General features: G+C 56.9%; 11 protein-coding genes and 1 pseudogene. 4 read left to right on the forward strand and 8 right to left on the reverse strand.

All coding sequences use genetic code 11. From position 1 onward, the window contains the following. Positions 1–21: 21 nt before the first annotated feature. The 5 genes and pseudogenes from glgX to bla form a co-directional block, all read right to left on the reverse strand. Positions 22–2,088 (reverse strand): glycogen debranching protein GlgX, encoded by a 2,067-nt coding sequence (gene glgX / locus Y71_RS13825; RefSeq protein WP_007374993.1) that lies wholly within the window; start codon positions 2,086–2,088, stop codon positions 22–24. A 54-nt stretch (positions 2,089–2,142) separates the two neighbouring features. Further along, entirely contained in the window at positions 2,143–4,653 is a 2,511-nt protein-coding gene (gene treY, locus Y71_RS13830) for a malto-oligosyltrehalose synthase (protein ID WP_007374992.1), read from the reverse strand. Continuing rightward, positions 4,650–6,431 (reverse strand): malto-oligosyltrehalose trehalohydrolase, encoded by a 1,782-nt coding sequence (gene treZ / locus Y71_RS13835; RefSeq protein ID WP_007374991.1) that lies wholly within the window; start codon positions 6,429–6,431, stop codon positions 4,650–4,652. The genes treY and treZ overlap by 4 nt, the downstream gene beginning before the upstream one ends. 117 nt (positions 6,432–6,548) lie before the next feature. Then, a pseudogene (locus Y71_RS13840) lies at positions 6,549–6,632 on the reverse strand (formate dehydrogenase cytochrome b556 subunit); the annotation flags it as partial. Between the two features lie 17 nt (positions 6,633–6,649). Beyond that, positions 6,650–7,519: a class A beta-lactamase gene (bla, locus tag Y71_RS13845; protein WP_007374990.1), complete on the reverse strand. Its 870-nt coding sequence runs from the start codon at positions 7,517–7,519 to the stop codon at positions 6,650–6,652. A gap of 44 nt (positions 7,520–7,563) precedes the next feature. On the opposite strand from bla, the gene Y71_RS13850 reads away from it, so the two are divergent. Then, complete coding sequence (locus Y71_RS13850; protein WP_007374989.1) at positions 7,564–8,508, forward strand: zinc-dependent alcohol dehydrogenase family protein; 945 nt, start codon at positions 7,564–7,566, stop codon at positions 8,506–8,508. A gap of 1 nt (position 8,509) precedes the next feature. Here the strand turns inward: Y71_RS13850 and Y71_RS13855 are convergent, their stop codons facing one another. Next, positions 8,510–9,334 (reverse strand): SDR family oxidoreductase, encoded by an 825-nt coding sequence (locus tag Y71_RS13855; protein WP_007374988.1) that lies wholly within the window; start codon positions 9,332–9,334, stop codon positions 8,510–8,512. Positions 9,335–9,431: 97 nt separating this feature from the next. Between Y71_RS13855 and Y71_RS13860 the strand changes: the two genes are divergently transcribed. Continuing rightward, positions 9,432–10,322, forward strand: coding sequence for a LysR family transcriptional regulator (locus tag Y71_RS13860; RefSeq protein ID WP_007374987.1), 891 nt, complete (start codon positions 9,432–9,434; stop codon positions 10,320–10,322). Positions 10,323–10,335: 13 nt separating this feature from the next. Here the strand turns inward: Y71_RS13860 and Y71_RS13865 are convergent, their stop codons facing one another. Continuing rightward, positions 10,336–10,872 carry a hypothetical protein gene (locus Y71_RS13865; RefSeq protein ID WP_007374986.1) on the reverse strand — a complete coding sequence of 179 codons (537 nt, stop codon included), beginning with the start codon at positions 10,870–10,872 and terminating at the stop codon, positions 10,336–10,338. A gap of 275 nt (positions 10,873–11,147) precedes the next feature. Between Y71_RS13865 and Y71_RS13870 the strand changes: the two genes are divergently transcribed. Continuing rightward, a complete protein-coding gene (locus Y71_RS13870) occupies positions 11,148–11,876 on the forward strand; it encodes a metallophosphoesterase (protein WP_007374985.1) in 729 nt (242 codons plus the stop codon). Between the two features lie 33 nt (positions 11,877–11,909). Here Y71_RS13870 and Y71_RS13875 read toward each other — a convergent pair whose 3' ends face one another. Beyond that, the gene (locus tag Y71_RS13875) at positions 11,910–13,073 is read right to left on the reverse strand and encodes a DUF4365 domain-containing protein (protein WP_007374984.1); all 1,164 of its coding nucleotides are present in this window, start codon (positions 13,071–13,073) and stop codon (positions 11,910–11,912) included. 399 nt (positions 13,074–13,472) lie between these two features. Between Y71_RS13875 and Y71_RS13880 the strand changes: the two genes are divergently transcribed. Next, a complete protein-coding gene (locus Y71_RS13880; RefSeq protein ID WP_007374983.1) occupies positions 13,473–14,513 on the forward strand; it encodes a 3-oxoacyl-ACP synthase III family protein in 1,041 nt (346 codons plus the stop codon). The last annotated feature ends 11 nt before the right edge of the window (positions 14,514–14,524 follow it).

Below are 14,524 nucleotides of genomic sequence, written 5' to 3' on the forward strand. Positions count from 1 at the left end.
ATGCAGCTGACGCCCTGAGGTTTAAGGGCGCCGGAACAGCACAATGCTGCGGCCATCGAGTTCAAAATCCTTCTCGCGCGTGATCACCACACCGGGTTTGACCTTCTCAGAGGTTGACAGCTCCAGCACCCAGCCGCCTTCGCCAAACTGCGGAATACGAAACGGCACCGTCCCTTCGAACGGGTTGAAGAGCATCAGTACGTCGTGCCAGATCCCTTCCTGGCCCTGCAAATCGGCGCGTCCGATATGCACGCCCAGCGTCGTTCCCTCTTCCCACTGCTCCGGTTGCTGGAAACCACCGCCGGCATTAAACCAGGCAATCTCCATCCCGTCGCGCCAGTTTTCCCGCCGCAGCAGCGGCTGTGACGCGCGCAGCGCAATCAGCTGGCGGGTAAATTCACGCAGCGCCTCGCCCTCGCCCTGAATCTCATCCCAGTGGATCCAGGAAATTTCGCTATCCTGGCAGTAGCCATTGTTATTCCCCTGCTGGGTACGGCCAAACTCATCGCCCGCGAGGATCATTGGCGTACCGTGCGAGAACAGCAGCGTGGTGAGGAAGTTCCGCTGCTGGCGGGCGCGCACCGCAAGAATGCCTTCATCGTCCGTTGGCCCTTCCGCGCCATAATTGTATGACCGGTTGTCGTTATGCCCGTCGTTATTGTCTTCGCCGTTGGCCTCATTGTGTTTGTCGTTATACGACACCAAATCACGCAGCGTGAAACCATCATGCGCAGTAATAAAGTTGACGCTTGCCCATGGGCGACGACCACGCTGATCGTACAAATCACCGGAGCCGAGCAGACGCGCGGCGAAATCCGTCGAGACATTATCGCCCTTCCAGTATTCGCGCAGCGTATCGCGGTATTTGTCGTTCCACTCCGCCCATCCCGGCGGGAAACCGCCGACCTGATAACCGCCAGGGCCGATATCCCACGGCTCGCCGATCAGTTTCAGCTTCGACAATACCGGGTCCTGCGTCATGGCATCGAAAAATCCGCCGCGCTGATCGAACCCTTCCGGCTCGCGACCGAGAATAGTGCCAAGATCGAAACGAAAACCGTCGATATGCATCGATTCCGCCCAGTAACGCAGGGAATCCATCACCATCTGCAATACACGCGGATGCGAGGTATTCACCGTATTGCCGGTACCGGTATCGTTGATGTAGTAACGGTGTTGATCGGGCAACGTGCGGTAGTAAGAGAAGTTATCGATACCTTTGAAAGAGAGCGTCGGGCCAAGCTCGTTGCCTTCTGCCGTATGGTTATAAACCACATCGAGGATCACTTCGATCCCGGCATCGTGAAACGCCCGCACCATCTCGCGGAAACCCTGAATACCACGCGGGCCGTAATAGCGCGAAGCTGGCGCAAAGAAACCGAGCGTGTTGTAGCCCCAGAAATTGCGCAACCCTTTATCCAGTAAATGCTGATCGTCCGGGAACCAGTGCACTGGCAGCAGTTCAACGCTGGTAATGCCGAGGCTGCGGATATAATCAACCGTCGCCTTATGCCCCATACCTTCAAAGGTACCGCGCAGTTCCGCAGGCAGCGCCGGGTTAAGCTGGGTAAAGCCTTTGACATGAGTTTCGTAGATCACCGTTCGCGGCCAGGCAATAGTCGGGCGGTTCTGATCCTGCCAGTCAAATTCCTGTGTATCGATAACCCGGCATTTTGGCGTAAAGGGAGCGCTGTCCTGTTCGTCGAAGGTCAGATCTTTATCTTCATGGTGGAGATCATAGGCAAAGTGCGCCGCATTCCACTCAATATTACCGACCAGCTCACGCGCGTAAGGATCAATCAGCAGTTTATTCGGGTTGAAACGGTGACCATTTTCCGGATCGAACGGGCCATAGACGCGATAGCCATACAGCGCGCCCGGTTGCAGGCCGGGCACATAACCGTGCCAGATCTCATGCGTGTTTTCCGGTAGCGTCAGCCTGGCAATCTCCTCCTTGCCAGTGGCATCGTACAAACAGAGTTCTACGCGTTCGGCGTGCGCCGAAAAAAGCGCGAAGTTAACCCCCTCGCCATCGAAATTTGCCCCCAGTTGCTGGCCGTGCCCTGCCGTAATGTAAAAATCAGACATGGTTCCCTCTCTGTTTAAACAGTGTTACCTGATATCACAATGCTGCATACCGCTTTACGCACTCACCAGCGCCGCGAATGTGTAGCCGCCAATAGAACGCAGATGGACGCTGTCACTCAGGGCGAACTCTTCTCCGCTGAGAAGATCGCGCCAGCGACGGTTCGCCAGCCCCGCAGGCAGCGACACCACCGCGCCGCTCAGGCTGCCCTCCAGCGCGCCGAACAGCAGGCGCGGCGCCAGCACAATTAACGCTGCGTCGTTATCCTGGCGGGCAAAAGCAATGATGTTGTCCGCCTGCGGGCCGGAGGTGGTCAGCGGCAGATAGTCGCCGCGCTGAAAAAGCCGGGGTTTCTGCTGGCGTAACTGCAACAACCGGGCGATAAAAAACTGTTTCAGTTGCCCGCTGTTCCAGCTCTCCTGCGAGTGCGGATCGGCCTGCTCTTCATCGCTCAGCAGCCGTTCCAGCTCCGCATAGTCCGGCTCCAGCCGGTTATCCGGGTCGACCAGGCTGAAGTTCAGCGCTTCGCTGCCCTGGTAGATATCCGGCACGCCCGGAGCGGCCAGTTTAATTAAGGTCTGTGTCAGGCTGTTGACCAGCCCGGCGCGAATAAACGGTTGTAAAGCGGCGGTGAAATCCTGCAAGAACGCCTGATTTTCCGGGGAAAGCAGATGGCGGGCATAATCGAGCACTGCGTTTTCATAAGCGTCGTTGGTTTCGATCCAGTCAGTGCGCTGCTTCGCTTCGCGCAGCGCTTTCTCCAGAAACTCAATAAACCGCGACTCCAGCGCCTGTAACCCCTGCGCATCATCCGCCTGTAATGTCGCTGGCCAGACGCCCGCCAGCGCCTGATAGATCATCCAGGCCACTGCCGGTCTTGGTGCCGGGCCATCGTCGAGTAGCACCACTTTTTCGCGGTTGAGATGACGCCAGCGCGTCACGCAATCCGCCCACTGCTGCGGCGCTTCGGTCAGCGTGTAGAGCCGGGCGCGGGCATCTTCTCCGCGTTTGGTATCGTGCGTGGAGGTGGCTGACAGCGCATCCGGCTGCTGTTCCAGCCGCGTCTGCATCTCGCAGTGAAAACGCTGCAATGAGAAGGTGCGCGGCAACGGTTCTGCGCCCACTTCATTGAGCGCCAGATCCATGTTCTGGCGAAAGAACAGCGTATCCTCCACTGCTTTCGCCATCAGCGGCCCGGTCAGTTGCTGGAAACGGGTACGAAAATGGGCCGCCTGATGCAGCATGCTTTTTGCCACGTCGCCATGCAGGATGCGGGTGATAAAATCCAGTGCGGCCGGGTCCGGCGCATGTTCGCTCCCCCTGACCCAGGCGACCACTTTCGCCAGCCGCTCAGCGTCGGCGGGCATCAAGCCTTGCGCAGTGCCATAGGTACGATAAACCGGAAAAGCGATCAGCAATTCCCGCAGCGCCTGGCGTACCGCTTTGGCCTGCGGCACCGGAATTTCAGCGTGACCAATCTCTACCGCCAGCCGCACCAGCGTGTTGAACTCGCCAGCGAAATTGCGATCGACCATTAACCGCTTTGCGGCCCGTAACTCCGCGTGCATATCGACGGCTTTGCCCGTCACCTGATGCCAGGCTTTACGCAAATCGTCGAGCTGCTCATTGTCCACCAGCACATCCGACAGCGCGGCGATAAACTCATAGCCGGTCGTACCGGAAACCGGCCAGTCGGCGGGCAGTTGCTCCCCTTTACCGAGAATTTTTTCCACCGTGATATAGCACTCCGGCCCGGTTTTCTGGCGCAAACGGCGCAGATATCCCAGCGGATCGGCCAACCCGTCAACGTGATCGACGCGCAAACCGTCAACAACACCGCTGTTCACCAGTTCGAGAATCAGACGATGGCTGTCGTCAAATACCGCCTCATCTTCAACCCGCACGCCAACCAGCCCGGTTATCTCAAAAAATCGCCGGTACGACAGATCGCTTGCCGCCGTGCGCCAGCAGGTTAAGCGCCACGGCTGAAGCTCATGCAGCGCAATCAGATCGCGGCTGTCACGAAGCGCCAGCACTTCTGTTTCGCGCCCCTGCCAGCTTTCCGCCACCAGCGGGTAAACATTGTCGAAATAGACAAAAACGGGATGACCAGTTTGTGGATCGGCCTGAACGGTAAGTTCGCCCTTTTCCACTACCGTGGCGAAATCGTCGCCGAGGAAAGGCAATGTCAGTGGCCGCGACCAGTCAATATCGAAATGGCGCGCGTACCGGCTGCTCTGCCCTTGTGCGATGACATCGCGCCACCACGGGTTTTCCAGCGAGGCGGCCATATGATTGGGCACAATATCGAGAATTAACCCCATCCCGGCGCCCTTCAGCGCCGCCGCCATGCGCATAAACGCATCGCGACCGCCCAGCGCCGGATCGATCTCGTTGGCGTCGGTCACGTCGTAGCCGTGTGTCGAACCGCGGGTGGCGGTAAAAATCGGCGAAGCGTAAAGATGGCTGATCCCCAGCCGTTTAAGATAGGGAATGCGGGCCATCGCCCGGTCAAAGGTCATGCCATTACGAAACTGGATACGGTACGTTGCGGTGGGCGTGCTCATGCTTCTCTCCCTGCAAGACGAACGATAATGGCATTCGGCGCTAATTCAGATTGCGCCTGCGGCAAGGCAAACAGTGTGTTACCGGGCATCGCTGGCTGCGGCTGCGGCGTGTCGCCCAGATTCAGCGCCAGCGAGAGCGTTCCCTGCGGGAAACGCCAGCAGACGGCGAGAAAACCGGGCGCGGTAGCCAGCACCTCCCCCTGATGGCCGCCCGCTTTTGCCAGCAGCGGCACAATATGCTGCTGACGCAGCGCCAGCAGTTGCTTTGTCAGCGCCAGCCACGCTTTGCCCTCGGCGCTGTGCACTGTTTGCCAGTTCAGCTTCGAGCGGGCAAACGTTGTCGGGTCATTCGGATCGGGCACCGTTTCGCCGTGTCCGGCATGGCCCGCGAACTCCTTTGCCCGGCCTTCGCGCACGGCCTGCGCCAGATCGCCATGGAAATCAGTGAAAAAGAGGAACGGCTGCGTTTCGCCATACTCTTCGCCCATAAACAGCAGCGGAATATGCGGCGACAGCAGCAGCATCGCCAGCAGCGCGCGGGTGCGATCCGCTCCCGCCAGGCTCAGCAGCCTTTCGCCCTGTGCTCGGTTGCCGACCTGATCGTGGTTCTGAATAAAATCGACAAACGCCGTAGGTGGCTGCCCGCGGCTGTCAACACCGCGCGCTTCTCCGCTCTGCGGCGAGACTTCGCCCTGATAAGCGAACCCTTCCGTCAGCGCCCGCGCCAGCAGTTGCTCGGGGTGATCGGCAAAATCCTGATAGTAAGCGTGCGTTTCGCCGGTGGCTAACACATGGGCGACGTTATGCACATCGTCGTTCCACTCGCCGCTAAACAGCGGAATCTCGCCCGCGCTGCCGCGCGGATGCAGGGCAATAATGTTGCGGCAATCTTCGGTGGTGAGGTGCACGGCGCGATCCGGGATTGCTGCACGAATGCGTTCGGCAATATCCACCAGCAGATGCTGCTCTGCGCTGTCCTCGATTTGATCGATGGCATCAAAGCGCAGCCCATCGAGGTGAAACTCTGTCAGCCAGTAGAGCGGCGCTTCCGCGATATAGCGCCTTACGGCGTCCACTTCATAGGCAATGCCCGCGCCCCATGGCGTTTCGCGTTCCGGGTGGAAAAAATCCGGCGACAGCAGCGGCAGATAGTTGCCTTCCGGGCCGAAGTGGTTGAGCACAATATCGAGCACCACCGCAAGGCCATAGCCGTGCGCGGCATCGACAAACGCTTTGAAATCATCCGGCGAACCGTAGGCCGCATGCGGCGCGTAGAGCAAGACGCCGTCATAACCCCAGCCGCGATCGCCGCCAAACTGCGCAACCGGCATCACTTCAATCACCGTGATGCCCAGCTCCGCCAGGTACGGCAGTTTTTCAATGGCCGCCTGAAAGGTGCCCTGTGGGGTGAAGGTGCCGATATGCAGTTCGTAGTAAACCGCCTCTTCCCAGCGGCGACCCTGCCAGTGCGCATGTTGCCAGCGGTAGTGGGCGGGCTCGATCACCAGCGACGGGCCATTCACATCCCCCTGCTGCGCACGCGAGGCGGGATCGGGGATGGCTCTGCCGTCTTCCAGCACATATTGATAAGGTGTTCCGGGCGCAAGACCGGGAACTGTGGTTTCAAACCAGCCTTTGCCGACTGACTGCATCGCGATATCGTTAGCAGGAAGCCGCAGCGTGATACTCTGCTGGCCTGTTGCCCACAAACGGAAGCGCACCGTGCCTTCGCCGATGTCGTCGGCGCCCCAGCTTTTCGCAAAAGATTTCGACTCCATGCCTTCTCCTCTCCACGATGTCACGAGAAACAATCATAGACGATATTCGGAAAAGCCAGCGGAGCGGCGGTCAGGGAGAGTGTGGCCGGAGAACGGATTACCTCCGGCCAGGCGGGATTACGGCTGTGGTTTCCTCTCAGCGGCCTCTACTTCGCGATACCAGCGCGGGTGATGTTTCTTCGCCCAGCGACGGCTCACTTTATTCCGCTGTCGGCGGATTATTTGATCGCGGAAAATATCGCTTTTCCGAGGCTGGCAATGGCTGCATTACTCTGTTTTAACGTTGCCTTTGTGTTTGTTATATAAATAACTACGATACGGGGAGTGTTATTTTCCGGCCACACCACGCTGATAATAGAACGCGAACCAAAATCCCCGGCACCGGTTTTATCGGCAATGGTCCACCCGGCAGGCAGCGTTGAACGCAATAACGTATCGGCGACCTTATCCTCACGCATCCACTGAATTAACTGCGCGCGTGAACCGGGCTTCAATGCCGTTCCCAGCGTCAGTTTTTGCAGCGTGCGGCTGACGGCCAGCGGCGTAGTGGTATCGCGTAAATCGCCAGGTATCGCACTGTTCAGTTCAGGTTCAAAACGGTCCAGCCGCGTGACACTGTCACCTAACGTTTGCAGATAACGGGTGATGGACGCCGGGCCGCCGAGCTTTTGCGCCAGCAGATTCGCCGCCGTGTTGTCGCTGTAGCTGACCGCCGCGCTGCACAGTTGCTGCCAGTTGATGCGTGCCGGGGCGACAAACTTCTCCGTCACCGGCGAGTACGCCACCAGCGCCGAACGCGGGAATTGCGTGGTGTCCGTCAGCGCCAGCTCGCCGTTATCCACCTTGCTGAGTAATGTGCCGCACAGCAACGCTTTGTAAGTGCTGTTCAGTGGAAAACGCTCATCTCCACGGTAGCTCGCCGTTTTGCCGCTGGTGGTATCCACCACGGCCACGCCGATGCGCGCGCCAAGCTGCTGCTCCTGCAAACGTACAACCTCAGCCAGCCGGGCAGAGTCCATGGCAGCGGCATGCACCGACGGCAAGCAAACCAACAGCAGAGAACAAATTGATTTCGGTGAGAAAAACATAGATATAATCCCTGACTATGCGAAGCGATACATTGAATGAAGAGATGAATAATACAGCATTACGCTACCGCGCGTTCGGAGAACCCTTAACCACGCTGTACGCCGAAACCACCCCGCTACAGCCCTGCGCGCCGGGCATGCTTCGCGTCAGAATGTTACTGGCGCCGGTCAATGCCTCGGATCTGATCCCGATTACCGGAGCCTACAGCCACCGCATTATCCTGCCCGCGATTGCCGGGTATGAAGGCGTCGGCGTGGTCAGCGAAACCACGCCAGAAACCGCGCATTTACAGGGAAAACGCGTGCTGCCCTTACTCGGCCAGGGCACCTGGCAGCAGTATGTTGACTGCCCGGCGGAACTGGCCGTGCCGGTTCCCGATGATATCGACGATGCCCTTGCCGCCCGCGCGTATATTAATCCACTGGCCGCGCAGATGATGCTGACGCACTACCCACCGCAAGGCCAGCATGTGATAGTGACCGCCGCCGGTTCCGAATGCGCAGGCTACCTCGCGCAGTGGGCCAGACAAAGTGGAGCGAAAAGCGTGACCGGGATTTATCGCTCCGCCATTCACGCCAGCAGGCTGGCCGCAGGCGGCGTGATCCCGCTTTCTGAAACGGACAGCGCCGCCATTCGCCAGGCGGCGGCGAAAGCGGGTGTAGTGTATGACGCCACCGGCGGCGATTTGGCCGGGCTGTTATTGCAGGCGTTGCCGACCGACGCGCAGTTTATCAGCTACGGCCTGCTCTCCGGGCAACCGTTCGGCATCCAGCGCCGCCTGCCGGTGGTGCACTGGTTTCACATCCGTAACCATCTCGACTCGCTTTCCGCCAGCGCGTGGCAGCAGACGTTTAGCGATATCTGGACGCGGCTGCGCAAAAATCCGCCCGCTGATGTCACGCTGTTCCCGTTTGCCGACTGGCAACAGGCAATCGCGTTTTATCACCAGCCGGGCCGGATAACGAAACCGCTGTTGTCGATGCGCTGATTTATGTGCGATCTGCGGAGTACGCCAGCGCACGCTGGCCTTCAATTTCACGCAGCCGTGCGCCCAGCGTCGCCACTAAATGATCGTAAGCAATACTGCCGAGCGGCACCCGCAGCGGCGGGTTTTGCTGGTCGGCGACGGCGATAATCGCCTCTACCGTACGATCCGCATCGCCGGTAATGGCGAAATCACCGTTGGCAATGCCGCGCCGCACATCGCCTGCGGGTGTGGCATCATAAATCGCCAGCGGCCGGGCATGATCGAGGCCACCGCCAAAACCGGTTTGCGTCGGGCCGGGTTCGGCAATCACCACATCAATCGCAAAAGGTTTAACCTCCTGCGCCAGCGACTCAAGAAACCCTTCAATGCCCCATTTACTGGCGTGATAGAGGCTGAAATTGGGATAGGCCACCTGCCCGCCTTCTGATGAAACCTGCACAATTCGCCCGCCGCCCTGCGCCCGCAGCCACGGCAGCACCGCGCGCACCAGCTGAATTGAGCCGGTCAGATTGGTGGCGATTTGCCGTTCGATCTGCGCATCGCTGACCTCTTCCGCCGCGCCAAACAACCCGTAACCGGCATTGCTCACCACCCGTTCAATTCTGCCGAGCGTGCTGAAGGCGCGCTCGATTTCCCCGCGCATCGCGGCGGTATCTGTCATGTCAAAACGGCAAAGATGCAACTGCCCGCCATACTGCGCCTGAAGATCGCTCAGCGCATCAGCACGACGAACGCAGGCCACAACGCGGTCTCCGCGCGCCAGTAATTTTTGCGTCATCGATAAACCCAGCCCGGAAGACGCGCCGGTAATCAGCCATGTCAACATAGTGACCTCCTGAAGTGAGTGAATCTGTAGCCTACCCCGTCGTCAGTGCTAGAATAAGACTCACCAATCGACATGAAGTGGTGCAAAAAATTCAACAATGAAAAATGTCAGCCTTAGCGATTTGAAAGCGTTTCTCCTTGTGGCCCGTTTGCAGAGTTTTCAGCAGGCAGCGGGCGAGCTGGGCGTTTCACGCTCGGCGCTCAGCCATGCCATGCGCGCGCTGGAAACCCGGCTGGGCGTCCGCTTGTTGCACCGCACGACCCGCAGCGTGTCGCTGACCCAGCAAGGCGCGGCTTTTCTGCAACGGCTCGATCCGTTGCTGAATGCGCTGGACGATGTGCTCGACAGCACCCGTTTTCAGCCGCAGGAGCTGCACGGTACGCTGCGCATCAACGCCAATGAAGGCGGCGCGCGCTGGCTGTTACAGCATGTGGTGAGGGATTTTTTACGCGCGCATCCGCAGGTGGAGCTGGATCTGGTCACCGATGGCCGTCTGGTGGATATCGTTGCCGCCGGTTTCGACGCCGGAGTCCGGCTGGCGGAAGCGGTGCCGCGCGACATGATTGCCGTGCCGTTTGGCGGCGACATCCGCTTTATCACCATTGCTGCGCCCGGTTACCTTGAACAGGCAGGAACGCCGCAAACGCCGGAAGCGTTATTGCAGCACCGCTGCATCGCGCAGCGTCTGCCGGGCGGCAAACGCTATCGTTGGGAATTTATGCGCGACGATAAGCCGCTAACGCTGAATGTGCCCGGCACGCTGTGTCTGGACAACAGTGCGCTGATGGTGGAAGCGGTCGTGCTGGGACTGGGCATCGCCTATGTGCCGGAACCGTATGCCCGCCAGGCGCTCAACGACGGGCTGGCGGTGCAGGTTCTTGAAGCGTGGTGCCCGCCGATTGCGGGGTTGTGCCTTTACTACGCCAGCCACCGGCACGTTCCGGCGACGCTCAGGGCGTTTATAGCCGCAATACGTGCCGTGGCGTAATCGCTTTTTTGAATTAACCGAAGGAGTGTCCACCAATATTGAGTATTTTCACAATCCGCTCTTTTTCCTGAATCATAAAAAAAACACGGTCTTCGTCACTTAAGCGGATACTGAAGAGCTGGATACTTTTTTTCTGTTTGACCTGTTTATAACAAAATTTACTGCCCATCAATTTAGCGGCATCTCGCGGATGGTTTCCGGCACGAATAAGCCGTCGCCACATATAATAGTTTTTCATATACAGCGGCTCAACGTGAATATGCTTGTTGAGACGGTATTTGTTCCTTGGCTCCGTTTCATCAACTATCCATTTTTTAATTTCACTGATCGTATCTGATTTACTGACATGTTTTCGGTAATATTTAACAGAGCCGGATAATGAGGATTGTCGCGAAGATGACGGCGCTGTATATACTGAATGCGAAAAACTCGACATTGATTCAGCATTGTTTTCATCGGCAGTAAAATACTCGTCTTCGCTGGCGGTAAAGTACTCCGAATCTGAAATAATACTCTCCAGATCGTCATCATTTAACTCAATCAAATACATATAAACCTCGGTACATTCCATTGTTAAAGGCGTTGCAACCAGATCTGCAACCTTAAGTATATTCTGAGCAAATACTAGCAATGGGGAGCAAAACCGGGCAAGGCGTTAATAATATTAAGACGCCGGAAGATGCGTTATCTCTCTTATTAAAATAAAAAAGATCGCTAAGCATCGCTCTCCGGGTGCATCTGCTACACCTGTATTCGCAAATTTCGTGCGTTTACCCGCGCCTGCCTGCCATACTTCGGGCTGCACAGAACCACACCGGAGGAGAGATGCTGATTGCTCAGCTCAGTGATATTCACGCCGCGCCCGATAACGATAACCTCGCGCGACTGCATAATGCCATTGACTGGCTGCTCGCCCTGCAACCTGATTTGCTGGTGGTGAGCGGGGATTTAACCGATGATGGCTGGCACGAAGGCTATCTGGCGATTGCCGCAGAACTGCAACGGTTGTACTGCCGCACACACATTATCCCCGGCAATGCCGACGATAAAGCGGTGATGTGCGCCAGCCTGCCCGCCTTTATCCATCATCACGCCGCTGACGCAATGCACTTTTGCCAGCAGCTTGACGGCGTGGCGGTCATTGGCCTGGATGTGACCGTCGCGGGCGAAATCCGGGGCGATATCCGCCCGCATCTGCCGTGGCTGAAAAGCGCTCTCGCCGCCAGCCCGCAACCGGCGCTGCTGTTTTTGCATCAGCACCTGTTCCCCAGCGGCATCGCACCGCTTGATGGCGCGATGTGCGATGGCGCAGAGGAACTGCGCCAGTTGCTTCACACCCTGCCGTTCCCGCCGCTGGCGCTGTGCAGCGGGCACGTTCACCGCCCGATGAGCGCTACCTTTGCCGGGATTCCGGCTTATATTTGCGGCTCCATCTGCCCGGCAAACCCGCTGATGCTGGATGCGCAACGCCTGCCGCCAGTGGGCGATCCGCCGGCACTGATGATCCATCAGATCTGCGAGCGCCGCCTGGTAAGCCATTTTGTTAGCGTTTAGCGCCTGACCGCCGTCTCCGCAAACCGACAGCGGTCAGGCCAGCCCCACCTGCCATCCCTGCAAATCGCCTGCCGCTGAGGAAAAGAAGGTTTCCGGGCTGATAGCGTTGTTGCGGAAATGACTCACCAGCGCTGAGATCACTGCCGGGAGAACGCGTTGGTATGTGAGATCGTGCCCCATTTCCGCCAGTATCGCGCCATAAAACCAAAAGGGGTTGTCCGGCAACGTCACTTTTTCCGCTGAAGCTGGCGCGTTGCGAACGGGCGAGAATTTTTTATAAAGCGCCAGCTCCTGATCCGCATCGAGATAGATCCGCGCGACCGGCGTGTTGACGCCATTACCCGGATAAGCATCCAGCGCCATGCCAGCCGGGCGATGACGCCCAAGTCGTTGATAAATATGGTAATCAACAAAAGCTTTCAACGCTGTTGCTACCGGCTCCCAGTGACCTGAACTGATAAAACCCAGCCGGGTTAACCCTTCGGTAAATAGCAGCTCAATCCCGGACGATAACGCCTCTCGCTGCATGGTGAACCAGTCCATCGCCTGTTCATACTCATTGCGCTTCTGCCGCTGTTCAACCGTCAGATTGCCGCTGTCGTAAAGTCCATTGAGTTCATTCAGGCAAAAATCTTCGACGGTAAAACCGATATCGATATGAACATCACGTTTGCGGCTGTAAGCGAGCGAAATTTCTGAACATAAAACGGCAATCTCGTCATCCGGCAGATCGATGGCGTAGCTATCGTTTAACGGCAGGATAAACGTGTCAGTGCTTTTGACGTCCATGCTCCTTTGTCGGGCAATCTTTTCAAGCTCGCCGCCAGTGTTATCCAGCGTTTTACTCTTCAGTACCTGGATATACGCCCCATTTGACGTCGGACGAGTGGCCTGTTGGGTTATCCATTCCCAGTAGCATTGGTTTGTTTCGGGATCGCACAGAATCAGAATCACCGGCAACGAGTGTTCCCGCCAATAATTGATGTGCGGGGCTTTACAGTAAAAAGCCCAGCCATCGTCATTGGGGAATCTGAAATGAGAAGGACCGCACTTGATTTGCACGGCCAGCAGCTTACCTGACGCATACTTTACGCCATTTTCTGACGTCACGATTTCTATCTGGCCATCAATACCATAATCACGCGCGGTGGTTTCCCGAAATATATGCCCCAGCTTGAGCACCTTTTCTCTGACCATAAGAACACCCCGTTCTCCGGTTTCGTCAGTGGGTGGGACCTTCGGTAGTTCCATGCTGAACCTCATTTAATTTTACGGACATTTTATGTTTGACAGCTTACGCCTTCCCGTCGCCGCATACATCTATCAGATTCTGTAGCCCTGTTATTGACACACTTGCAAATATTACCGTTGCGAAAATACTGATGAGAAAGCGCCGTTATTTGTTGACGTATACGCCTTTGCCATTTTGTTACTCACCATGCCAATAATCTTTTTAGGATTTTTTCAGGAAATAATATATTGCATTACCACTGAAATATTATAAAAAGAAAAGCGCCACTTTACGATTACTTTAATTACTGGCGGGATAAAGGAATAAATATCCCGTTCATCTTTACCCTACGGAGGAATAATTTAATGAGCAACCATCCAAAATATACCTGCTCACCCGGTCACACACGTATTATCAGTACCGGTGTTTATCTCCCGGAAGGCCGGATAAGTTCCCGGGAGCTGATGGAACAACTCGATTCACCACAGCGCTTCGGCCTGAATCGCAACTGGCTGGCGCGGCTGACCGGCGTGCGGGAGCGCTGCGTCGCCGATGATCATCTGCAACCCTCCGATCTGGCCGTACGTGCCGCGCGTGATGCGCTGGCGCATGCCGAAATCAAATTAGCCGATATTGACGCGTTGATTTTTGCCGGTGTATTTCGCGATTTCCACGAACCGGCAACCGCACATATTGTGGCGCATAAACTGGGCGCAAATATTCCCACCGCGTTTGATGTCAGTAATGCCTGTCACAGTTTTGAAGATGCTCTGCATATTATGGATGCGCTCATTGCGGCGGGCCAGGTTAAATACGGCTTAATTGTCACCGGTGAAACCAGCTATCGCATGCGGCATGAAGCAATAAACAGGTTGCAACAAACCACGGACCGCGAACTTTTTATGGAGCTTTGCGCAGGGTTAAATGTCGGTGATTGCGGTGCGGCAATGATCGTCGGGGCGAAAAAAGATCCGCATGTCGGCTTTATGGGATTTATGAAAGAATCCCGCTCGCACTATTATCACTACAGCACCAGCGGCCCGGCCTGTTCCGATCATTTATTAAAGGTGTGGATGACGCCGCTGGTGGACGAAGCCATCAGCATGGGCGAAGCGATGTTTCCGGCGTTTATGGATCACCTCGGCTGGAGCCGCAACGACATTAAAGCCTGCGTTTCACACCAGGCCTCGACCTCGCAAATCCAGAGAATGGCCGGTTATATGGATGTGGACCCGGCCCTGTTTGTGGAAACCATCAGCACCATGGGCAACCTGATCAGCGGCAACGCAACCGTTGGGCTGCACATACTGGCAGAGCGCCAGCAGCTTAAACCGGGTGACAAACTGGTTCTCGTCGGTGGCGGCAGCGGAATTGTTGGCAGCCATATGGGGCTAATCTGGGGATAATCGAATACACA

It is taken from the genome of Kosakonia radicincitans DSM 16656 (genome assembly GCF_000280495.2).
Lineage (GTDB): Bacteria > Pseudomonadota > Gammaproteobacteria > Enterobacterales > Enterobacteriaceae > Kosakonia > Kosakonia radicincitans.